Origin of the sequence: Candidatus Accumulibacter cognatus (assembly GCF_000584975.1) — a bacterium.
Taxonomy (GTDB): Bacteria; Pseudomonadota; Gammaproteobacteria; order Burkholderiales; family Rhodocyclaceae; genus Accumulibacter; species Accumulibacter cognatus.
In genome coordinates, this window is record NZ_JDST02000096.1 from 42256 (window position 1) to 64771 (window position 22516).

Genomic DNA, 22516 nt, shown 5'->3' on the forward strand with positions numbered 1-22516 from the left:
ATCAGCCGCCGCGCCAAAGCGTCTTGTCACAAGCCCGCAAGTCTGACCAGCTCTGGAAGTTGCGCTGAAGGCAAGCTAATCCCGGTCTTCTGGCCTGCGGGTGTGTACGCACCGCCACAAGCCGTTATCATTGGCAAATGAAAACACGTATCCTGCTGGTCGAGGACGATGAGCGCCTCGCCGATCTGACTGCCGAGTACCTGCGAAAGAACGATTTCGAGGTCCTGATTGAACCACGTGGCAATACCGCCCAGACACGCATTCTCGACGAGCGACCCGACCTGGTCATTCTCGACGTAATGCTACCCGGCAAGGATGGATTCGAAGTCTGTCGCGCCGTCCGCCCGCACTACGGCGGGGTAATCCTGATGCTGACGGCACGCGACGAAGACTTCGACCAGATCCTTGGTCTTGAACTGGGCGCCGACGACTACATTGCCAAACCGGTTCAGCCGCGCCTGCTGCTAGCGCGCATCAAGGCCCTGCTGCGCCGTTCGCCGGTCAATCCGAGCAACACGGGCAACAACACTGCGGAATCCAGCGAACCCTCCGAACTGGCTTTTGGCCGCTTTCGAATCAGCCAGGCGACACGCAGCACCCATCTCGGCGATGATGCCATCGACCTGACCACGGCCGAATTCGATCTGTTGTGGCTGCTTGCCCGTCACGCCGGCAACATCCTGTCACGCGACGATCTGCTCCAGGAGTTGCGCGGCATCGGTTTTGACGGACTCGACCGCTCGATCGACGCCCGCATTTCAAGGCTGCGCCGCAAACTCGGAGACGATCCGGAAAACCCGACGCGAATCAAGACCGTGCGCGGCAAGGGCTATCTGTTCAGTAAGCATGACTGGCAATAGCAACAAGCTGCTCGCCGTCCTCGCGACTTACAAGCCGGCGCCCTGGCGAGGGCGCTACAGCCTGTCCCGACTGTTTTTCAATTTCTACCTGCTGGTCATGGGCTCCTTCGTGGCTATTGCAATCTTTGCCGACTTCGTCATTTCGACTGCGGTCAAGGGCATCACCGACGACTACACCAGCCGGTTCATGCGTGGCACGGTGCTTCTGATCGAAGACGAACTGTTCCGCAGACCACGTTCGGAATGGCCAAAGGCGATCGAGGCGCTCGATCGGAAATTCGCCTACAAACTCAGTATCGTAGACCGCTGGACGCTCAATCTACCTCCGATACAGGCGGCGAGGCTTGATAGTGGCGAACTGGCGATTGATGTACAGGGAGACATCATCTACCACCGCCTCAAACAGACTCCGCAAATTCTAGTTGTCGGCCCGATCTCGCCCGAGCGCAACCCGGAATACCCGCGTGGAATTCCGCTCGACCTACGCATCAGTCTGCTGACCTGGAGTCTGATCGGGGTCTGTCTGGCGATTGTCGTATGGCTATGGGTGCATCCGGTCTGGCGGGACCTGGAAGCGATGCGCCAGACCGCACGCGCCCTCGGCGAGGGACTCTTCGAAGCACGTGCTCCAAGCATGCGCAGCAGTGCTTTCAGACCACTGGCAGAGACCCTGAACGGCATGGCCGAGCGTATCCAGCGACTGATCGCAACACAGAAGGAGTTGTCGAGTGCCATCTCGCACGAGTTGCGTACCCCGATCGCACGCCTACGCTTCGCGCTCGAGATACTGGCGGACACCCCTGAACCCTGCGAGCGCGAGCGTTTGTGGCGAACGATGGAAGCTGACCTCGATGAACTCGACGGCCTGATCGATTCCAGTTTGACCTATGCCCGCTTCGAGCGCGAGCAGCCTGAACTCGACCTGACCGCAGTCGAGATCGCTCCCTGGCTTGAAGAACAGGTGGAAGCCAGCCGCATGCTGGCGCGCAGGCTTGAACTGCGGGTCGACCACAGCACCTTGCCGCCGCTGCTGCGCGTCGAACTCGATCTCAAGAGCATGCCGTATGCGATCACCAACCTGCTGCGCAATGCCATCAAGTACGCTAAAACACGGATCATCGTCAGTGCAGAAGTCCTTGGTGACCAGATCCAGGTGCACGTCGACGATGACGGCATCGGCATACCGGTTGATGAGCGTGAACGCGTTTTCTCAGCCTTTACCCGCCTCGACCGTTCGCGCGACCGTGCGACCGGAGGTTACGGCCTCGGACTGGCGATCGCACGGCTGGTGCTCGAACAGCATGGCGGCAATGCCAGCGCCGCGGCATCGCCGCTTGGCGGGGCACGTTTCACGCTCAGCTGGCCACTGTCACAGAACGTCACGGAAAGCTGACGCAATTGCTGCAGACGGAGCGTCTGGTCCGCCCCTATCATCCCTTCCCATGTACAGAACGATGCCAAAGGAAGACCAGATGAGCGACTTCAACCTGAACTGCGAGACCTTTCTCGCCACCTCGCGCCAACACTTTTTCGCCAGCGACGCGGCCTCTGCCGACCGGCAAAGCATTCCTGAAAGCGATTCCACGGGCCATTGCGGTGAGAAAGAGCACGGCGGACATACTGGTAGATGAGGGGGGTGGCGCACCCCCCGCCGCCCTTTCCGTTGTCTGAAGGTATCGGTATCTTCATTGGGATCGTCGCCTGGGATGTGCTCAGAGCCGGAGAAATGGAACTTCTGAAGGCTTCTCTGATCGCCGCAACCGGCGCGCTGATCTGGTACGGCGCTCGCTGCTGGCTGAGCAGGCGCAAGCACCGCGGATCTCTTTGAAAGCCTCAGCGAATGGTTTGGTCTCCTCCCCTGTAGCCCATCGCAACGATGGGCCTTCAATCCCGTGCCGACTTCGGCGCGGGATTTTTTTCATTGCGGGAATCATTATCCACGGTCGCCGGCAATACCCCGCCCAGCAGGCGCACCTCGCGCTGGGGAAAGGGAATCTCGATGCCGTGTTCGCGGAATGAGTTCCAGATCATCAGGTTGATCGCCGAACGGACGCCACCGGTCCCCTCCTGCGGGTCGGCAATCCAGAAACAAAGCTCGAGATTGATACCACTTTCGGCAAACAGTGTCAGCAGTGCTTGCGGCGCAGGTTCGGCCAAGACGCGCGGCTGTGCCTGCGCTGCCTCGGTCATCAGGCGCATCGCCTGCTCGAGATCGGTGCCATAAGCCACCTGCACCGGTACCATCACCCGCAATCGTGAATCGGTGAAGGACTCATTGCGCACGATGTTCGACACCAGATACTCGTTGGGAATGATCACCTCGGTACCGGCCAGTGTGCGCAGGACCGTATAGCGGGAGGTGATCTGTGTGACGACCCCGGAAGTCGTCGCATCGAGAGCAACCAGGTTGCCGATGCGAATCGATCTGTCGAGCAGGATGATGAAGCCACTGACGTAATTGCTGGCGATTTTCTGCAGTCCGAGTCCGAGACCGACCGCGAGGGCACCGCTGAACACCGATAGCGCAGTGATGTCGATACCGACGATCGATAGGCTCAGCAACAAGGCCACCACCGACAGCACCGCCTTGACCAGGCGGCCCAGCACCACGCGCAGATTCGAGTCCAGCGTCTCACTGGCAAGCAGGCGAGTCTCGATCTCGCCCGAGAGCCAGAGTGCGACCAGAACCGTGACGACGACGGTCACCAGGCCGGTCAACAGGGTCCACAGGTCCAGTTTCTGCTTGCCGACGTGAAAATTCACCTGTTCGAGGATCTCGATCAGGGGTTCCGCTAGCCCGGTCAGATAGAGCGCCAGGCATAACCAGATCGCGGTGGCGATGAAGCGCTCGGAACTGGCCAGCCAGCCACTCGGCGAGAAGGCGTGGCGCAGAACATAGATCACCGCACGCACCAGCGCCATCGAGAGCAGCAATGGCACGGCCAGATCGAGCAGGCTGACCGGCCCGAGCTGCCAGTGCCGGAAACTCTGGCGGACAATCAACACCGACAGCAGCGCCAGCAGGGGAAAAGCGACGCGCTTCAGGCTGCCGGTACCGAAGGCGCGCAAGGCTCCGTGCGCCGTGCTCGCGCGCGCGAACTCGTGCCGTCGACCGAAGCGCGCGCCCCCCCAGGCGAGCAGCAGACTCGCAGCCAACGCCAGCACCTGCCAGAGAAAAGCCGGCTCCCGAAAATCCCGCCAGAGTTCGAACAGCAGGGCAAACATCGCCTTTTCGTTCATCGCCGGTCCATTACCGCCGCATAAAAGGCGTCAGTCCCGTGCTGATGGGGAAGCAATCGCAGGCGCTCGCCGACGTCGATCGCGATCCCCTGTCTGGCCAGGATGTCCTGGGCCGAACAGGGAACAAAGTCCGGGTGCTGCGCCAGGAAAGCCTGGACCACGGCATCGTTCTCGGCTTCGAGCAGACTGCAGGTCGCATAGACAAGGCGTCCGCCCACTTTGACCAGGCTTCCGGCGGCGGCGAGAATCGCCGCCTGTTTGGCACACAGCTCGGCAACACTTGCCGGCATCTGCCGCCACTTCAAGTCCGGATTGCGACGCAGGGTACCCAGGCCGGAACAGGGCGCATCGACCAGCACTCGATCGAGTTTGCCGGCAAGGCGCCGGATCTTGACGTCACGTTCGGATTCGATCTGCAGCGGATACACATTTGACAGGCCAGAACGTGCCAGGCGTGGTTTTAGCCTGGCCAGCCGCCGCTCGGCGACATCGAAGGCGTAGAGACGGCCCTGCGAACGCATCAACGCCCCGAGCAATAAGGTCTTGCCACCTGCACCCGCACAGAAGTCGGCGATCATTTCACCGCGCCGGGGCTGCACCAGAAAACCCAGCAACTGGCTGCCCTCGTCCTGCACTTCGATGCTGCCATCGATGAATAACGGATGCTTCGACAGAGCTGGCTTGCCGAGCAGACGGATTCCCAGCGGCGAATAGCGACAGGCCTCGGCCGCCAGTCCGTCGGCCAGCAAACGCGCCAACACCTCCGACCGACCCGTCTTCAGGGGATTGACGCGCAGATCCAGCGGTGCCGGCTGGTTGAGGCCGTTTGCCAGGCGCTCGACTTCATCGGCTGCGTACTGCGCCATGAACTCGGCGTACAGCCAGTCGGGCAGATCGAGGCGAACCGCCGGCGGCAGTTCATCAATTTTCACCGCCTTGGCCTGTGCTAGCCATTTGCTCTCGGATTCGCTCAGAACACCCTCCAGCTGGCGCCGGTTCATTCCCTGCAGGCACGCCAGCACGGCCAGGAGCAGTCGCCTTGAGGTCAGCTCGTCGGCACAACGCGCCGACAGCGAGCGCTTTCGGCGCAGCACCAGGAACACCGTTTCCGCAATGAAACCGCGATCGGCATGGCCGAGTTCGCGGTGCTGGCGAAAATAGCGGGAAACAACCAGGTCAGCCGGAAATACCGAGCACAACAATTCCGACAGCAACGCTTCGGCATGACGAAAAAGGGCATGAGAAAAACGCGCGCTACTTGCGGTCATTGGGGTTCCTGGCTGATTTCAATGATGGTCGCAACCTGCACGTAAAGATCGCCCTTACGGTCCAGATGCTGAACTTTTACCGGCAACATCGCATGCTGATAAGCCAGCCAAAGCTCGGTCGTGGCCACACCTGGTACGCGTAAGTGCAGGCAGTGAAAAGTTCCTGCCGGAATCTCGAGGTCCTCGTCACCGACGACTTCGACGCGAAAATCCGCGTACTTCTTGCCGGTCACGATTGGCAAGCTGCGACCCGTACCGAGGTCAGGCAGCAAACCCAGCTGGTAGGGAAAACTCAACAAGTCCTGAGTACCGGGGCGTAAGGCCTGCGCTGGCCGACCGTCGATACGCAACTGCAGGGCCTCCCAGTCGAATTCGGCTTGCTGGCCGGTTGCGCGCCCCCTCTGGTGAGTCACGACCCGCTCGGGGAGCAATCCGGCAGGGGTCCACCGTCCGCGACTTTCGATCTCGAAACGCAATGGTCTGAAAAACCCGACCAACCCGCTGGTTTCGGTCACCGCTGTGATCCGGTAGCTGCCGTCGATGACCTCCCAATCATGGATCGAGAAACCGATCTCAAAACCCTGATCGCCGCGATCGACGCGATAACGAATCCTGCCATGTGCCGGCAACTGCGACGCCACCGGCGCCGCCGCGACCGACGGCAAGGAGGAAGGCGGCAGATCCGGTGCGGCCTTGGGCATTTCCGTCCCCTCCTGTGCGGGTTCCGGGCCAGGTTCCTGTACTGGCTCCGCTGCAGGCACCTGCACCGGCGAATCACGAACGGTCATTACCGACGACTGGGCTGGCACAGCCGGTGGGCGCCGCGCAGAACGCCGATTCGCGGCCTCGGGCTTCACAGGCCTTGCCGCTGGCGGCTGTGGCGTTGGCGTTGGCGTTGGCGGCATCTTGAGTTCAACGACCAACATCGGCGATTCGCTGCCGGTTGACAAGTCGACATCCGGAGCAAAGAGCACCAGTGAGTGGACACCGATCGAGGCAATGAAGGCGATGATCAGAACAACAGGCATCGGCTCGCCAACCTATCCGGCAACGGACTGCGGAGCAATCAGCGCCATGCCATCAGCCTGCGGCATATCCAGCCATACGCGTCCGTTGCGCAGATGCAGGCGACCTTCGGCAAACCAGCGTACCGCCAACGGGTAGACCTGATGCTCCTGCACCAAAACGCGTGCGGCCAGCGTCGCCTCGTCGTCGTCATCGAGTACCGGCACGGCCGCCTGCACGATGACCGGTCCATGATCCAGGTCGGGAGTCACGAAGTGTACGGTGCAACCGTGAATCCGAACACCCTCGGCCAGCGCGCGGCGGTGCGTGTGCAGGCCGGGAAAGGCCGGCAACAGCGAAGGGTGAATGTTGATCAGGCGATTCTCGTAGCGACGCACGAAAGCCTGCCCGAGAATCCGCATGAATCCCGCCAGAACCACGAGATCCGGTGTAAAACCGTCAATCGCGGCGGCGACGGCGACATCGAATTGTTCGCGCTCGGCAAACCCTCGATGGTCAATGACGCACGTCGGCACGCCGTGTGTTTCGGCCGTCTGCAGGCCCATGGCATCGGGCCGATTGGAGATGACGCCGACGATACGCGCCGGGATCGCTCCGGAGGTCGCAGCATTCAGCAGCGAAGTCAGGTTGCTGCCCCGCCCGGAGATCAGGACCACCATCTTAATCATGCGCTAGCCTTGCGATGTTGCAGCCAGCCGACCAACACCGGCAGCAGCGAAATCAAGATGATCACGACGATCACCAGGGTCAGATTCTGCTGAATCCATGGAAGATTGCCAAACCAATAGCCCGCCAGAGTCAGCGAGCCGGCCCAGCTGACTCCACCGATCAGGTTGAAAAAGGCGAATTTTCCGTAGTTCATCGCGCCGATGCCTGCCACGAACGGCGCGAAGGTGCGGAACAGCGGCAGGAAACGCGAAATGACCAGGGTCTTGCCACCGTGCTTCTCGTAAAAGGCGCGTGTCTTGTCGAGTGCCGTTCGGTTGAAAAAACGCGATTGTTCCCACTGGAAGACCTTCGGCCCGAGATAGCGACCGATCTGGTAGTTGAGCATGTTGCCGAGCACCGCTGCGACAATTAGCACCGCGAGCAGGACGCCGATCTGCATGCCCCCCAGCGCTGCCAGCGCACCGGCGACGAAGAGCAGCGAATCACCGGGCAGGAAAGGGGTCACCACGAAGCCGGTCTCGCTGAAGATGATCACGAAAAGAATCGCATAGATCCACGGCCCATATTGCTGCACCAGCATCGCCAGGTGCTTGTCGAGGTGCAGGATGATATCGATAAAGCTGGTCAAGTATTCCATTGTCAAAAAGGAGGCTGGAAGCAAGGAGCGATTCTACCGGAAGCCGGGCCGGTATAATGAGCCGATGCCTGAAACCACCCACATCCATCTCCTGCCCGATCTCTTGATCAGCCAGATCGCTGCCGGCGAAGTCATCGATCGGCCGGCCTCGGTACTCAAGGAACTGCTGGAAAATGCCCTTGATGCCGGCAGTTCGACGATCCAGATCCAGCTCGAAGAAGGCGGCGTCAAGCTGATCCGCGTCATTGACGACGGTGACGGCATTGCACGTGACGAACTAGAGCTGGCACTGGTCCGCCACGCGACTTCGAAGATCAGTTCGCTCGATGACCTCGAACGGGTCGGCACGCTCGGGTTCCGTGGCGAAGCGCTGGCCTCGGTGGCTGCCGTCGCGCGGGTTACCATTGCCAGCCGGCAGCAGGCCGGGCAGCATGCCTGGCGGCTCAGTGCGGAAGCAGGGGCAACGCCCGAACCGGCCGCCCTGCCCTTCGGAACCGTGCTCGAAATGCGCGACCTCTATTACAACACGCCTGCACGCCGGAAATTCCTCAAGTCCGACAGCACTGAGTTCGCCCATTGCGCCGAGGCCGTCAGGCGCATTGCGCTGGCCCATCCAGAAGTGGGGTTCACGCTCACGCACAATGGTCGCGTCAGTCTGCACATGCCCAGGAGCGATGTGCGCACGCGTGCCGGTGCGATCCTTGGCGAGGAGTTTCTGGCCGAGTCGCGCTGCCTTGACGCCGCCGCCGGACCACTACGCGTCTTTGGCTACTGCGCGCTGCCGGCCTACTCGCGCGCGCGCGGCGACGCCCAGTACGTCTACGTGAACGGCCGCTTCGTTCGCGACAAACTATTGAACCATGCACTGCGCGAGGCCTACCAGGACCTGCTGCACGGCAGCCGCTACCCGGCTTTCTGCCTGTTCCTGGAGGTCGACCCGGCGACTGTCGATGTCAATGTTCATCCACAGAAGACCGAGGTCCGCTTCCGTGACGCCCGCGCGGTGCACCAGTTTGTCTTTCATGCCGTGCAGCGGCTGTTGTCGGGTCCGCTGGCAACGCCGCCAGCGCCAGGCGCCCAGACACCGGCAGCACACGAGGCATCATCGCACGAGCCCGATCATCCGGCGCGCGCAACCCAGGCCGGGCGCCCGATTTTCGTCAACCGGGTGGCGTACCAGGGTTCGCTGGGTATCCGCGAACCCGCCAGCAGCCATACTTACCTTGCGTTCGCCCAGGCCGCGCAAACCCCGGCTTCTCTGCCGCCAGCCACTGCCACGATAGAGACCGAAGCCGCGCCGCTCGGTTATGCCCTCGCGCAACTGCACGGCGTCTACATCCTGGCGGAAAACCACCAGGGTCTGGTAGTCGTAGACATGCATGCGGCGCACGAACGCATCCTGTACGAGAAGCTCAAACACGCGCTCGACGAGCAAGGACTGGCGACGCAGGCGCTGCTGATTCCCGCGGTGTTCAATGCCGAGGCGATCGATATCGCCACCGCTGAAGAACACGCCGAGGCACTGCGGCAACTCGGTTTCGATCTCGCACCGGTGGGTCCCCGACAGCTTGCGGTGCGTGCCGTTCCGGTTCTCCTGCAGGCCGCCGACCCGGCCGCACTGGCACGCTCGCTCTTGAGCGAACTGCGCGAACATGGCGTCACGCAACTGCTGACAGCAGCGCGCAACGAGTTTCTGGCCAGCATGGCCTGTCAGGGCGCAGTGCACGCCCGGCGGCTGCTGTCGCTGGCGGAAATGAACGCCCTGCTGCGTCAGATGGAGGAAACCGAACGTTCCGGACTCTGCAACCACGGCCGCCCGACCTGGACGCAGTTGAGCATGACCGATCTCGACCGCCACTTTCTGCGCGGCCGATGAGCAAGATCGCAGCGCACCCGGACGATCTTCCTCTGGCAATCCTGCTGATGGGACCGACTGCCAGCGGCAAGACCGCGGTGGCGCTCGAACTGTCACGGCGTTTCCCCGTCGAGCTGATCAGCGTCGATTCGGCGCAGGTTTTTCGCGACATGAACATCGGCACCGCCAAACCCGACGCAGCAACCCTGGCTGAATTCCCGCATCACCTGATCGACCTGATCAGCCCGCAGGAAGCCTACTCGGCAGCCCGTTTCCGTGCCGACGCGCTGCGCGCAATGGCCGCTATCACGGCGCGTGGCCGCGTACCCTTGCTTGTCGGCGGTACCATGCTCTACTTCAAAGCGCTTGTCGACGGCCTGGTCGACTTGCCGGCAGCCGACCCGGCAACGCGTGCGGCGATCGACCGGGACGCCGCTGCACGGGGCTGGCCGGCGCTGCACGCCGAACTCGCCGAGGTCGATCCGGCAACGGCCGCACGCCTGCAGCGCAGCGACGCACAACGCATCCAGCGCGCGCTCGAGGTCTTTCGCCTTTCCGGCCGCCCGCTGTCGGCGTTGATCATGAACGGCGAGAAAACGGCGCCAGGCTACCGCTTCGTGTCGATCGGCCTGCTGCCTTCGAATCGCAGCGCCCTGCACCAGCGTATCGCCGACCGCTTTGCCGCGATGCTCGCCGCCGGTCTGGAAAACGAAGTCGGGTGGTTACGCGGAAAATACCAGTTACAGCCTGCTCTGCCGTCGATGCGCTGTGTCGGCTACCGGCAGGTATGGGAGGTTCAGGACGGCCTCGCGCCACGTCACGAACTGCGCGAGCGTGGCATCTACGCCACCCGCCAGCTCGCCAAGCGACAGATCACCTGGATCGGCAACACGCTGCGGCCACGGACTGTCGATTGCCTGAGTCCCGACCTGGCCGGTCAGGTCAGCCGGCTCATCGGCCATCTCTTTGCCTGACGACAAATCATGAGGGAGTTCATCAATGTCAGAGCAACTGCGATCATGGAGCAGATCCAGAAAATGAACGCCCGTACCCGTTTCATTCTTGCGGTCATCATTCTCGGTCTGCTGATGACCGGCCCTTTCGTGGTGACAGCGCTGCTGATCTGGGTGAGTGCGCAACCCGCCGAGCAAGCGTTGCTCGTCCAGTTGGTCGTGCCGCACCTGTCTCTCGGCACGATGATGACCCTCTTTGGCTTCATTGTCGGTTTGCTGGTCATCCACCAGCTGTTTCGCCAGTATGTCCAGGGTTTGCTCAAGATGGCCGAGAACCTGCACCTGATGCTGTCTGCGAACCGCAACTTCAGGGTGACACCGGAAGGACCACCGGAAGTCCAGTTACTGGCGCAGGCGACGAATGACCTGGCACAGCAGCGCGATGGGCTGATGGACGATGTCGAGGCCCAGATCGCTGCCGCCAAATCCTCGGTCGAGGATGAAAAGAACCGCCTGGCGGCACTGATGTCCGAGCTGGCGCAAGCGGTGGTGGTCTGCAACCTGGATGGTCGCATCCTGCTCTATAACAGCCGTGCCAGACTGCAGTTCAGGGCCCTGGCACAAGGCAGCACGGCCGGAACAGGCGGTGCGCTGATTGGTCTGGGTCGCTCGATCTTCTCGATCCTCGAACGGAATCAGATCGACCACGCGCTTGGGGTGGTTCGTCAGCGTCTGCACAAGAGCGCCGCCGCAGCAATCGCCAACTTTATTACTGCGGCGCGGGGCGGGCAGCTCCTGCGCGTCCAACTGGTGCCCGTATGGTCTGCCAGCACGGATTCCCGGCAGCGGCAGATGACCGGTTACGTGCTCACCGTGGAAAACATTACACGCAGCCTGGAACAGGAATCCCGTCGCGATCAGGTGCTGCAGTCGCTGACCGATGGCAGCCGTGGCAGCCTGGCCAACATCCGTGTCGCCGTCAGCAACCTGACGGACTATCCGGACATGGAAGCGGAAATACGCGAACGTTTCGTCGGCATCATCAGCGACGAAGTCCTGCGCATGAGCCAGCGTCTCGATCAGACCATGAGCGAGTTTGCCGACTCGCTGAAAACCCGCTGGCCGCTCGAAGACGTGCTCGGAGTCGATATCATCGCTGCTGCCCAGCGTCGCATCGAGGAACAACTGAAACTATCCAGCAAGACCGAGGAAGTCGACGAAGTCCTGTGGCTGCGCGCCGAGAGCTTCTCGCTGGTGTTCTCGATCTGTTTCCTGGCATCGCGTCTGGTCGATCATTATCAGATCAAGGAATTACGCTTTCGGCTTCTCCCTTTTGGGAAACTCGCCTATCTGGATCTCATCTGGGCCGGGCACGCCATGTCATCGGAGACTTTCTACACCTGGGAAAACGATGCCATGCAGATGAAGAAGGAGAGTTCGCCATTGTCGCTGCGGGATGTCATTGACCGCCACGGCGGCGAGATCTGGTACGAGCGTGAAAAGGCCGCGCATCGGGCCTTCTTCCGCTTCGTCCTGCCGGTCGCCTCTCCGGAGACCATGGCGCCTGGAGAACTGGTCGACGACAGCGGTGCCCGCCCCGAGTATTACGACTTCGACCTGTTCCATTTCAGTGATCAGAATATCGATCTTGACCGGCCACTGGCGGATCTCAGCTACACCGTGTTCGATACCGAGACCACCGGCCTCGAGCCTGCGGCCGGCGACGAGATCATTCAGATCGGGGCAGTGCGCATCGTCAACGGCCGTCTGTTACGGCACGAGATTTTCGACCAGCTGGTGAATCCGGAGCGCTTTGTGCGACCCGAGGGGATCCGCATTCACGGCATCACCGACGACATGCTGCGTGGGCAACCGAACATTGACGTGGTTCTGCCCGCCTTCCATGATTTCTGCAGCGAAACCGTTCTGCTTGCGCACAATGCGGCCTTCGACATGCGCTTCCTGCAACTGAAGGAAGCGCGTACCGGCGTGGTTTTCAGCCAGCCAGTCCTCGATACCTTGCTGCTCTCGGGCGTGCTGCACCCCAACCAGGACTCACACCAGCTCGACAGCATCGCTACGCGCCTGGGGATCGCCATTGACGGCCGCCACAGCGGGCTTGGCGATGCCTGCGCCACCGGCGAAGTGTTCCTCAAGATGCTGCCCCTGCTGGCCCGGATGGGGATCGTCACGCTGCGGCAGGCGCTTGCGGCTTCCGAGAAAACCTACTTCGCACGCGTCAAGTACTGAAGCCCGATGCGCGCCGGGACTAGAAACCGGAGCCTGGCTGCTTCAGGAACTCCTCTTCCTCCGGCGTTGAGGCCCTGCCCAGTATTGTATTGCGATGTGGATAGCGGCCGAAACGATCAATGATGGCTTTGTGGCGGAGTTCAAACTCATAGTTGCTTGCCGGTGCCCACGCTTTGTAGAGGCGCTCCGCCTCAATATGAACTACGGTCGACTCGCTGTGCATGTAGGGCATGAGCAAGAATGCTCTCTCGGTCGGCGACAACTGTTCGAGCGCCCCAGAGGCAACCGCTTCCTGAGATAGAGCCAGCGCCAGGGGATCCTGGGAGAACGCTCCGGGTGTATTTCTATGGATATTTCGAGAGAACTGGTCTAGAACAATAATCTCGGCCAAGCGCCCTTGGCGCGTAGAACGCCAGGTGAACAGCTCACTCCGAGCCGCTTGATCGAGTACTGGCAGGAAACGACCCCTGATCCGGGCATCGAATTCCGGGTCAACGATCCACCACTGCTTGGGTTCAGCTTCCTTGAACCAGAACTCCAATACTTCCTCGAACATAATCGCTCCGTCACGGACACTTTTTGGGGCTAACGCTTGAACTGAGCGGCCCCGCCGGTGTGAAGGGTTAGGCGTCACCTTTGCCCAGCGCGCCCACGCGCCAGGGCGGCGCGTCTACTTCTTCTGGTTCTCGTTCCTGGATTGGCGTGTGCGGTCGAACTCGATGCCAGCCTTGACCTCAGCAATGGCCGCATCGACCGCCTGGATGGCCTTGACACGATGGCCACCCTTATCGAGGGTCGCTCGCTGCAGGCTCTCTTTGGCCTGCTGAAGACTGGCGAGTGCCGCCTCCATATTCGGCTGATCCGCCAGCGTCTGGCCAGAGACGAACGCGGATGAAGCGATGACGATGGCCAACAGGGTCTTCATGTATGTACTCCTTGTTCGGTGAATAGAGTCATTGGGATGCCCTCGAATGCAGGCGAAAAACACCTTGCTGGACCAGACCCGGGCTTTCGGCCTGGTATTGGCCAGAAAAACCGCTCGCCGAACACGCACCGACCATCTTCAGCAGGAAGCCTTCGTTCATCCATCCCTGCATCATACACTGCCCTTCCTGATACTGTCCCTGCAGGACGCCGGTAGCGAACAAGGGCGGGAAAACCCGGATGGCAGCCGTCACGCCGGTGCCGAAACGGCGCAATTGAAACTGCACCTGGGCGGTCGTGCCGACAGTGAGATTGGTGGCGGTTCCTTGCATCATGACGTCGAACCCGGCCTGTTTATCGGGCACTGTGATCGGCGGCAGCGCCGGCTGGCGCTCCACCGGCGGCTCCGACCTGGCTGACTGGGATTCCTGTCGCACCGGCTCACGTTCCTTCTGCGAGGCGCTTTTCAGCGCGGCCAGACGACGCCGGGCAACGGCAGCAAACTTGCCATCCGGGTACTGTTTGAGGTAATCCTCGAAATCGGCAGGGTCCTGGCTGGTGCGCACCGACTCCCAGAGCGACAACTGGACCGCCATCGGGTCGACGCCCGCTACCGGCGGCGGCTGGGCGGCAGACGCCGGCGGCGACTGGACGACCACCGTGGTCGGCCCAATGAAATAGAAATCCTGGGTCAGCGACGAATGATCCCAGGGAATCTGTTTGCCGTTGGTCTGCTCCTTGACCTGCTGGCGTACGCGGGTCAACATCTGCCGCACCTCCAGTCCAGGTGCGGCCAGGTTTTTCAGCAAGGCCTCGGTGAACGGACTATGGTCGGTCTGCCCGTCTTCCGCCACATTGCCTGGCTGGGTAGCGAAAACGATCAGCGAGCCCTCGCCGGCGGCAATCTGGGCCAGACCGCGGCCAACGGCGGCCGAACGGGTCCCCATGCTGCGTGCCAAAGAACGGGAAAAGGGGTTGTCGCGACAGGCATCGAGGAAGATCAGACTGACCGGGGTCGAAGTTTCCATCTGCGTCAGGACCAGGTCGGCGTCGACTGCAGCAAAAGGCAGCGAGCGCTCGTTTTCGATCTTGGCATCTGCCGGCACCAGGTAATTCCGGCCGCTGACCTGGAGGCCATGACCTGCGTAGAAGAAAAGGCCGACCTTGGCGCCCTGTAACTGGTCGCCGAAGCGCTTCACCGCCTGCTCCAGCCGGGCCTTGTCCGGATCGACGGCCAGTTCCACCTGGAAACCGAGTTTTTTCAGCGAATCGGCAACGGCGCGAGCATCCCTGGGCGGGTTGGGGAGCGCCGGGGCATTCTGATAGGCGCCGATCCCGACGACCAGCGCGACCTGGCCCTTGGCCGGGGCAGCGACCACCGCACCCCAGCCGAGCAGCATGAAAAGCGTTGCCAACAGCCGCAGGCATGGTCGTACCGCAGGCATATCGATCTCCCCGCATCAATGACAAAGGAAAATCATACACCCGGCAGAGCCGGATATGCTCACTGCGACAGCAGGTCGTAGAGGGCAGAAAACTCACCGGTCAGCTTGTGCCGTGGATCGAGGTGGATCATCGGCAGAGCCAGATGGTGCGACTCCCGGATCTTGATCGAAGCCGAAAGGAAGGCGTCGAGGATCGGCAAGCCCTCGCCACGCAGTTCGTCGACCAGGCGCAGCGGCAGATTGGCCCGTGCCTGATACTGATTGACGACGATTCCTTCGACGCGCAAGGAACGGTTGTGGTCGCTCTGAATCTCGCGCACATTGGCGATCAGCGTATACAGGGCACGGCGCGAAAAATCATCGCAATCGAAAGGAATCAGACAACCATCGGCGGCGATCAGAGCCGAACGGGTATAGAAATTCAGTGCTGGCGGAGTATCGATCCAGATCTCATCGTAAGCGGCAATCTTCTCCAGTGCCTCGCGCAGCTTGTACATCTTGTAGCGAGATTCAAGCTTGGGCTGCAATTCCTCGAGCCCGGGGTCAGCGGGCAGCAGGTCGAGACCGGGGAATGGTGTATGAATCACATAGGCACTGAGCGCCTCGGGAAGCAGACGGTAGCCAAGAATATTCTCGAAGAAGTGGACCAGGGTCTTCTGCTGCTCGTCCAGCGCCTTGCCGAGCAGGTAGCGGGACGCATTGGCTTGCGCATCCAGATCAATCAGTAGCGTCCGTCGGCCTCGTGCAGCAGCGATCGCGGCCAGGTTGCACGCGATGGTGGACTTGCCCACTCCCCCTTTTTGGTTGAAGACGACCCGGCGCATGATTTTTCCCAGTTCAGAAATAAGGATTTAAGGACAGTTTAGCCAACTCGGAGGCAGGCGTCGAGGAGCAGGGACAGAAACCTGGGGCCCTGGTCAGCAAGGAATGCGGGAAAGCGCTTGCCCTCGACAAGCCCTTTGTCCGAGAATTGGCAGGGTAAGCGGCCGCCTCTGCAACAAGGACGGGCACGGATTTTCCGGCACGGCGCCGCTCCGACCTCTTTCAGGGAATTTCTCATGAAGCTTCGCCTGACGCTGGAGAACGCAACGGGATTACCAGCCACCGCCACTGCGAGCATCGAGTTCGGCGCCCGCGAGAGTCTCAGCATAGGGCGCTTGCCAGGACTGGACTGGACCTTGCCGGACCCGAGCCGACTGATGTCGGGCAGGCATTGCGAAATCAGCCGCTCGCCCGAGGCTTACCTGCTCTACGACCTGTCGACCAACGGTACCTTCATCGATGGCAACACAACCCGGCTGACCAGTCCGCATGCCTTGCGGGACGGCGAGCGGCTGCGGATCGGGGCCTACCTGATCCGCGTCGAAATCAAGGACGACGGCGAGCCAGTCAGGCACGACGACCTGGCCGACGGGCATTCCCCGCCCGCCCCCGAACCGCTGCTGCAACTGACGATCGAGAGCAAGCCCACGTCTGCCGACCAGCATCCTCTGACGAAAACGCTGGGTCACCAAGGAGTGCTCAGGATCGGCCGGGACGACAGTAACGACTGGACGCTACCCGACCGAACCGGCGGCATCTCCCGGCGCCATTGCACGATCCGCTTCACGGACGGCGCATTCGTTCTCCAGGACAGTTCCTCCAATGGGACCTTCGTCAATCATAGTAGTGAGCGCATCAACGACCGCGTCAGCGACAATTACCCGCTACGCGATGGAGACCTCCTGTTGATTGGTCCTTACTTGATTGCCGTACAGATCACTGGCCTTGCGGACACTACCCCAGACGGCGCTACCAGTTGTGGCGTCGACCAACCCGCGCCTCTTCCGGTTGCGGACGAACCCCCCTCTGCCCAGGTTGCCCCCGTGCGCCCCGCCGGCAATGCGCGGCGCGGCGGTGACCCGGCATTGCTGCTTGCCGACCTACCGCCGGTTGCCCTGACGCCGGCCGAGCTTGGCACCGACAGGATGCCGGCGAACGTTCCAGCGGCCGACGACGGCATGACCCTCCTCGCGCGGGTGGTCAAGACACCGCCAGCACTGCCGAGCGAACCGGTGGTCACCCGGATTGTCGCGGAAGCCGCCCCTTCGCCCTCTACCGATGCTACCGACCCTACGCCGCCAGCGCAGGCGGCGACCGGCGGCGACGTACTGGCCAGCATGGCCAGAGGACTCGGGCTGTCGCCCGAAGACCTCGAAGAAACCGACGCCGCAGCGCTGGGCGAACGGCTCGGGCAACTGCTCCTCCTGATCACCGACGAAATCCGGCAATTGCAGGCCTTGCGCAACGCTGCCCTCGACCAGCCGCCTGGGGTACGCCCTGGTCCGGCCCCCAGCAATCCGCTCAGCATCATGCCGACCAACGAGGAAGCGCTGCGCGTGCTGTTCGGCCCACCCCGGCGTGCCTACCTGGACTGCCAGCAGTCTTTCCAGACCAGCCTCGCCGAACTGGGCGAGCACTTTCGGCAGACCGAGGCTGCCGTTCGGACCGCTGTGCAGATAATGGCCAACGAACTGGCCCCCGAGGCCATCGACCGTGCGGCGTCGGCCGAGAACCGCATGGGCCAATTGCTGAGCTCACGCAAGGCCAGGCTGTGGGACCTCTACGTCGAGCGTTGGGGCAGCCGCCAATCCTTGCAGCCACACCGACCGGTCAGTTCCTTCATCGCCACCTTCGCTGGCGGAACGGCTCGCGGCGACAAACTGGAAGAGAATTGACCCGGTCGACGCTTCCGCGAATAGAGATCGGTAGCCCTTGCGTGCCCTCGCCCGCCGACGAGCGTCTGGCAAGGCGAGGGCGAAGCCGGCACAGTCGACCCAGATCCGGCGAGCTTCCCTTCAGGGTTCGCTTTTGTTCATGGCAATGATCAGCGCCAGCATGCGGGCGCAGGAAGGCTCCGATGAAGTTTTTCAGCTACACCGATCCCGACCAACAGGTCACCGAAATAGTCGCTCCGGCAAGGCTGCGGCCTGTCCTGCGAGAGTTCTCGGACGATGAACTCGACAGCCTCGACAGCTTCGTCGCCGAATTGCGCTTTGCCACCGGCAGCCGGATCATCACCGCCGGCGAGCGCAGCGATGCCTTATTGATCATTGTTTCCGGCAGCATCCGTATCACCGCCGGCATCAGCGTCCAGACCGAGCGCGAAGTGGACGTTCTTGTCGAAGGCGAAGTGTTCGGGATCTCCTCCTTCCTTGATGGTGAAGCCAGCGCGATCACCGCCACTGCCCTGCAAAGTACCGAGCTGCTTGCCTTGCGACGGGATTCCTTCGCGCAGTTGGCGGCCTGGAAGCCGGCACTGGCGATCGCCCTGCTCCAGGATCTCGCTGCCTACACCAGCCGGCGCTTACGCCAACTGCAGACGGCGTTTTAATCCTTGACCCGCGAAACCACGCCATGAGCCCCGAGCACTTCTTCGCCAATTACACCAAACGCAAGTCAGCCCTGCCCAAACCCGTGTGGCAGGTCTTGCGCGTCCTCACCCTGCTCGCCACCCTCGGCTTTGCCATCCTGCTGACAGTCGATCCCGCCGTCGGGCTGAAGCTCTGGTGGGGTCTGGCCATTCCGGTCCTGCCAGCAGTGCTGGTGATTGCGCCCGGACTCTGGCGGCAGGTCTGCCCGATGGCCTTCCTCAACCAGATTCCACGCATGACCGGCGTCAGCCGCAGCCTGCCGCTTCCCGGAAAATGGAAGGAGCGTGCCTTTCTCATTGCCGTTGCCCTCTTCCTTGCCTGCGTCGCCGCCCGCTCGCCAGTTCTCAACCACGCAGGCGGACTGGTGGCCGCTGGCATCGTCGGCGTGCTGATCGCGGCCTTCGTCGGTGGCCTGGTATTCGCCGGGCGCAGCGGCTGGTGCGGAACCTTCTGCCCGCTGGGGCCGATCCAGCGTACCTATGGCCATGCCCCACTGGTCGTCGTTCCGAACGGCTATTGCCCGACCTGCGTTGGCTGCCAGAAGAACTGCTACGACTTCAACCCGCGCGGCGCCATCTTTGCTGACCTCGTCGATTCCGACCCGCGCTACGCCAGCCAGCGCCGCCTGTTCATCGGCCTGCTGCCTGGGCTGATCGGTGCCTATTTCCTGCAGGGACCGACGCAGACCTATGGCTACGAACTCTATCTGGCCATCCTGCTTGCTGCTTGCTGCGCCTCTGCCGGTCTATATGCCATCGCCACCAGCTGCTTCCCCCTGTCGCCGCATCGCGTCGCGGCCGTTTTCGCCGCCGTCGCGTTAGCCATCTTCTACTGGTTCGGCGGCCCCGTTGTTCTCGGCACCCTCTCCCACTTCCTCTCCTTTACGGCACCGGAATGGCTGACGGTTGCGAGCCGCGGCGTCGGCGTGGTCGGCGGGCTGATCCTGCTCGGCACCAGCCTTTACGCCGAAGGACTGTTCGCCAAAGCCGCCGCCCAACCCGCACAGCGCGCCCCGGAGCCGAGCGGCAGGACGCAGATGCATACCCGTTTTGGTGGCAAGCAGGGGGCGGAGGTGACCGATCGGGAAACGAAGATCGCCTTCCCGGTCCCGAAAGGCGCGACCCTTCTCGATGCCATCGAGAGTGCCGGGCTCAAGATCAACTATGGTTGCCGGGCCGGCCTCTGCGGTGCCGATGCGGTGGTCGTGTGCGCAGGCAGCAAGCACCTGTCGCCGGCTGGTGACGACGAACTGGCGACGCTGCGCCGACTGGGATTGGAAGGCAAAGCACGGTTGGCATGCATGTGCCGGGTCAGCGGCCCGGTGCTCATCGACCGCGACCCGAACTCCAGCACAGCGGAACAAACCGAGGCAGCACCCGCCGCGCCGGAAGTCGACCATGCGCTCGGTACAGGCATTTCCCGGGTAGTGATCATCGGCAACGGCATCGCCGGCACCAGCACCGCGGAACAATTGCGCCGCCTGAGCGCCTCGCTCCAGATCGACATGATCACCAGCGAACCGCTCCACTTCTACAACCGCATGGCCATCGGCCGGCTGATCTATGGCCGCACCGGCATGGACGGACTGCAATTGATCCCGGATAACTGGTACGCCAAGAACCGCGTCGAGGTCTGGCGCAACTCGATTGCCCGTGCAGTGGATCGGCAGAACAAGCGCGTTCTCCTCGCAACTGGCGAATCCCTGCCTTACGACAAGCTGATCCTCGCCACCGGAGCCCACTGCACGACACCAGACCCTGACTTCCTATCGTTCGACAACGCCTTTGTCCTGCGCTCGGCGGAAGACGCGCAAGCACTGCGCAATTACGTACAACTGCGGCGGGCACGTCACGCGCTGGTCGTCGGCGGCGGCGTACTCGGCGTCGAAGCGGCCGACGCCCTGCACCACCTCGGGCTGCAGGTCACGCTCCTGCAAAGATCGGACCGGCTGATGAACGCGCAGCTCGACCATCAGGGCGCCGCCCGACTCACCACTTACCTCGAAGGCATCGGTATCCAGGTTCTCACCGACGTTGCCATCAGTCGCTGGGAAAGCCAGGGTGCGACTTTGCGCGCCGCCTGGCTGGCACATGGGCCGTGCGCGCGGGCGGATTTATTCGTCGCCTGTCTCGGCATCGGCACCAACGCGCAACTGGCCCGCGCCGCCGGACTGGAAGTCGGCCGCGGGATCAAGGTGGATTCGTGCATGCGCACCAGCGACCCCGACATCTACGCCGTTGGCGACGTCGCCGAACTGCCTGGTGCCGTCGGCGGCCTATGGACCGTCGGCGCGGCCCAGGCGGCAACGGCCGCCAACGCACTGCTCGGCAGGAAGCAACCGTATCAGGCGCCACGCATCGTCCTTCAGCTCAAGTGCGACGGGATCGACCTGCGCAGCTTTGGCGAAATCGCCGCCAAGCCTGGCGATGAAGAATACACGGCGGGGCCGAACGACGCGGCATGGTGGCGCCTGATCCTGCGCCAGGGCGAATTGGTCGGCGCCCTGTACGTCGGCCCGCCGCGATCGGCCAAGGACTTCACCCGCGTCGTGCAGGCCGGAGCCGACCTGACGCCAATCCACGCGGATTTGCGGCGCGGCAATCTGTCGGGTCTCGCAAAACTGGGGACGGATTGATCCCCTGGCAATGCTCGGGGATGTTGCTGGGGTCAAGGATAGTGTCCGGGGCGATGTCGGCTCCGACGCAATTGCCGGAAGTTTCCAGATCATGGCGAACATCATTATGATATAACTACTCTTTTCGGCGTCTCCATTTCGGGTGATGACCCAGCACGCCTTGGCAAATAGGATTGCCACTTCGAATTGAGCCGCACATGACCATTGCGAGCGTCCGCATCTACTTCCACGCAGTAACCGAGGCACGCACGCGGAGTCTGTCGTCCTCCCATTGGGGCTTTGCGGAATGGTTCTCGCGCAGGCTCAGGCCCATTCGCGAGCAGCTTCGCGGCCCAGAGGCAAAGGGCGTGGACATCATGAACCTGATGCTCTATGAAGACCCGGAACACGCCTGGCAGCCAAATCAGTGGCATCAGCGCGACAACTCGTTCGAGTTCGACTTCGTCTGTGACCTGCGCCCGCTCGAGAAGAGCCCGGCCATCGAAAACATCCAGAAGCTGATGCACTTCTATGCCGAAGTTTCTGCAACTGCGCCGTGGCCACAGGCTCGTGCGGTCGCCGCGGCCTTGCGCCAACCGCTGAGTGATGTCGATCGAATCACGCTGCTTCCGTATTTGCAGTGGCCACGTGGCGAAATGGTCAGCGAAGCCAAGGCCAGGCGAGTGGCAGCAAATGCAGCCTGACCCTTCGCTCGAACGGAAAGGCCGTGTGGAGTCTCTTGTGAGGGATGGAGGACGATGTGAGGAACGGTGTAGGTGTTGATCCTTGGCTACAAATCACCCATGGCATCGGCAAGCGTGATGCATTACCCCTTGCCCGGTCGTTGACGGTTGTTCTGTTCGCGATGACGGCGGTGACGCTCAGTCCACCGCTCGCCGCGCTCGATATCTCGGGAGCCAGCACAGTACAGCCGGTAGTCGAGAAACTCATTCCCCTGTTCACCGCTCAGGGCGGAGAACCGGTCAAGTTGTCTGGCGGAGGAAGCGGCGCCGGGGTCAAGAACACTCTCTCCGGAACCAGCCAGATCGGAATGGTCTCGCGCGAGCTTCACGCCGACGAAAAATTGACCCTCAAAAATACGGTGATTGCCATGGATGCGCTGGCGATCATCGTCAACAAGGACAATCCGGTCAGCAGCTTAACCAAGGCGCAGTTGGTCGACGTGTACTCGGGCAAGATCAATAACTGGCAGGCACTGGGGGGGCCTGATCTCCCTCTCATCCGTGTCAGCAAGGAGGTCGGTCGCAGCACGCTCGAACTGTTCGAGCATTACACCGGTCTGCTCATCCCTGATCGTAAAAAAGCGACAAACCCACGATCACTGAAGTTTAGACACACGCG

At 62.1% G+C, this 22516-nt stretch carries 20 protein-coding genes; 11 read left to right on the forward strand and 9 right to left on the reverse strand.

The annotated features are described in order from the left end of the window. Positions 1-137: 137 nt before the first annotated feature. The 3 genes from AW06_RS16515 to AW06_RS21050 all read left to right on the forward strand — a co-directional run bounded on the left by AW06_RS16515 (position 138) and on the right by AW06_RS21050 (position 2491). Positions 138-860, forward strand: a complete 723-nt coding sequence (locus tag AW06_RS16515) for a winged helix-turn-helix domain-containing protein (protein ID WP_034952265.1) — start codon at positions 138-140, stop codon at positions 858-860. Continuing rightward, entirely contained in the window at positions 847-2253 is a 1407-nt protein-coding gene (locus tag AW06_RS16520; RefSeq protein WP_034952267.1) for an ATP-binding protein, read from the forward strand. Before AW06_RS16515 ends, AW06_RS16520 begins: the two co-directional genes overlap by 14 nt. A gap of 79 nt (positions 2254-2332) precedes the next feature. Continuing rightward, the gene (locus AW06_RS21050; RefSeq protein ID WP_171047285.1) at positions 2333-2491 is read left to right on the forward strand and encodes a hypothetical protein; all 159 of its coding nucleotides are present in this window, start codon (positions 2333-2335) and stop codon (positions 2489-2491) included. Between the two features lie 253 nt (positions 2492-2744). Here AW06_RS21050 and AW06_RS16525 read toward each other — a convergent pair whose 3' ends face one another. Genes AW06_RS16525 through AW06_RS16545 form a run of 5 tightly spaced genes read right to left on the reverse strand, consistent with a single transcriptional unit; the run spans position 2745 to position 7700 of the window. Further along, complete coding sequence (locus AW06_RS16525; protein ID WP_138677914.1) at positions 2745-4100, reverse strand: mechanosensitive ion channel domain-containing protein; 1356 nt, start codon at positions 4098-4100, stop codon at positions 2745-2747. After that, entirely contained in the window at positions 4097-5368 is a 1272-nt protein-coding gene (locus tag AW06_RS16530; protein ID WP_034952269.1) for an RsmB/NOP family class I SAM-dependent RNA methyltransferase, read from the reverse strand. Before AW06_RS16530 ends, AW06_RS16525 begins: the two co-directional genes overlap by 4 nt. Then, entirely contained in the window at positions 5365-6396 is a 1032-nt protein-coding gene (locus AW06_RS16535; RefSeq protein ID WP_034952271.1) for a DUF3108 domain-containing protein, read from the reverse strand. The genes AW06_RS16530 and AW06_RS16535 overlap by 4 nt, the downstream gene beginning before the upstream one ends. Before the next feature lie 12 nt (positions 6397-6408). Then, positions 6409-7062 carry a phosphoribosylglycinamide formyltransferase gene (purN, locus tag AW06_RS16540; RefSeq protein WP_034952273.1) on the reverse strand — a complete coding sequence of 218 codons (654 nt, stop codon included), beginning with the start codon at positions 7060-7062 and terminating at the stop codon, positions 6409-6411. Then, a complete protein-coding gene (locus tag AW06_RS16545) occupies positions 7059-7700 on the reverse strand; it encodes a DedA family protein (protein ID WP_034952275.1) in 642 nt (213 codons plus the stop codon). The genes purN and AW06_RS16545 overlap by 4 nt, the downstream gene beginning before the upstream one ends. A 64-nt stretch (positions 7701-7764) precedes the next feature. Between AW06_RS16545 and mutL the strand changes: the two genes are divergently transcribed. From mutL to AW06_RS16560, 3 genes are all read left to right on the forward strand, one after another. Further along, positions 7765-9576 (forward strand): DNA mismatch repair endonuclease MutL, encoded by a 1812-nt coding sequence (mutL, locus tag AW06_RS16550; protein ID WP_034952277.1) that lies wholly within the window; start codon positions 7765-7767, stop codon positions 9574-9576. Further along, entirely contained in the window at positions 9573-10529 is a 957-nt protein-coding gene (miaA, locus tag AW06_RS16555; RefSeq protein WP_034952279.1) for a tRNA (adenosine(37)-N6)-dimethylallyltransferase MiaA, read from the forward strand. The genes mutL and miaA overlap by 4 nt, the downstream gene beginning before the upstream one ends. 63 nt (positions 10530-10592) lie before the next feature. Beyond that, entirely contained in the window at positions 10593-12758 is a 2166-nt protein-coding gene (locus AW06_RS16560; protein ID WP_034952319.1) for an exonuclease domain-containing protein, read from the forward strand. A gap of 19 nt (positions 12759-12777) precedes the next feature. On the opposite strand, the gene AW06_RS16565 is transcribed toward AW06_RS16560, so the two are convergent. The 4 genes from AW06_RS16565 to AW06_RS16580 form a co-directional block, all read right to left on the reverse strand. Further along, a complete protein-coding gene (locus AW06_RS16565) occupies positions 12778-13314 on the reverse strand; it encodes a DUF924 family protein (RefSeq protein ID WP_034952281.1) in 537 nt (178 codons plus the stop codon). Between the two features lie 114 nt (positions 13315-13428). Beyond that, positions 13429-13683: a hypothetical protein gene (locus tag AW06_RS16570; protein ID WP_046535417.1), complete on the reverse strand. Its 255-nt coding sequence runs from the start codon at positions 13681-13683 to the stop codon at positions 13429-13431. Between the two features lie 28 nt (positions 13684-13711). Continuing rightward, on the reverse strand, positions 13712-15127 hold the full coding sequence (locus tag AW06_RS16575) for a caspase domain-containing protein (protein WP_273704817.1): 1416 nt from the start codon (positions 15125-15127) through the stop codon (positions 13712-13714). Between the two features lie 59 nt (positions 15128-15186). Continuing rightward, positions 15187-15951: a ParA family protein gene (locus AW06_RS16580; protein WP_034952283.1), complete on the reverse strand. Its 765-nt coding sequence runs from the start codon at positions 15949-15951 to the stop codon at positions 15187-15189. A 234-nt stretch (positions 15952-16185) separates the two neighbouring features. Between AW06_RS16580 and tagH the strand changes: the two genes are divergently transcribed. The 5 genes from tagH to AW06_RS16605 all read left to right on the forward strand — a co-directional run. Then, on the forward strand, positions 16186-17844 hold the full coding sequence (tagH, locus tag AW06_RS16585) for a type VI secretion system-associated FHA domain protein TagH (protein ID WP_034952285.1): 1659 nt from the start codon (positions 16186-16188) through the stop codon (positions 17842-17844). A gap of 182 nt (positions 17845-18026) precedes the next feature. After that, entirely contained in the window at positions 18027-18500 is a 474-nt protein-coding gene (locus AW06_RS16590; RefSeq protein ID WP_034952286.1) for a cyclic nucleotide-binding domain-containing protein, read from the forward strand. A gap of 23 nt (positions 18501-18523) precedes the next feature. Next, a complete protein-coding gene (locus tag AW06_RS16595) occupies positions 18524-21175 on the forward strand; it encodes an FAD-dependent oxidoreductase (protein WP_273704818.1) in 2652 nt (883 codons plus the stop codon). Positions 21176-21372: 197 nt separating this feature from the next. After that, positions 21373-21858 (forward strand): hypothetical protein, encoded by a 486-nt coding sequence (locus tag AW06_RS16600; RefSeq protein WP_034928753.1) that lies wholly within the window; start codon positions 21373-21375, stop codon positions 21856-21858. Positions 21859-21902: 44 nt separating this feature from the next. Next, the coding region (locus tag AW06_RS16605) for a substrate-binding domain-containing protein (RefSeq protein ID WP_273704819.1) at positions 21903-22516 on the forward strand (614 nt) is incomplete at its 3' end.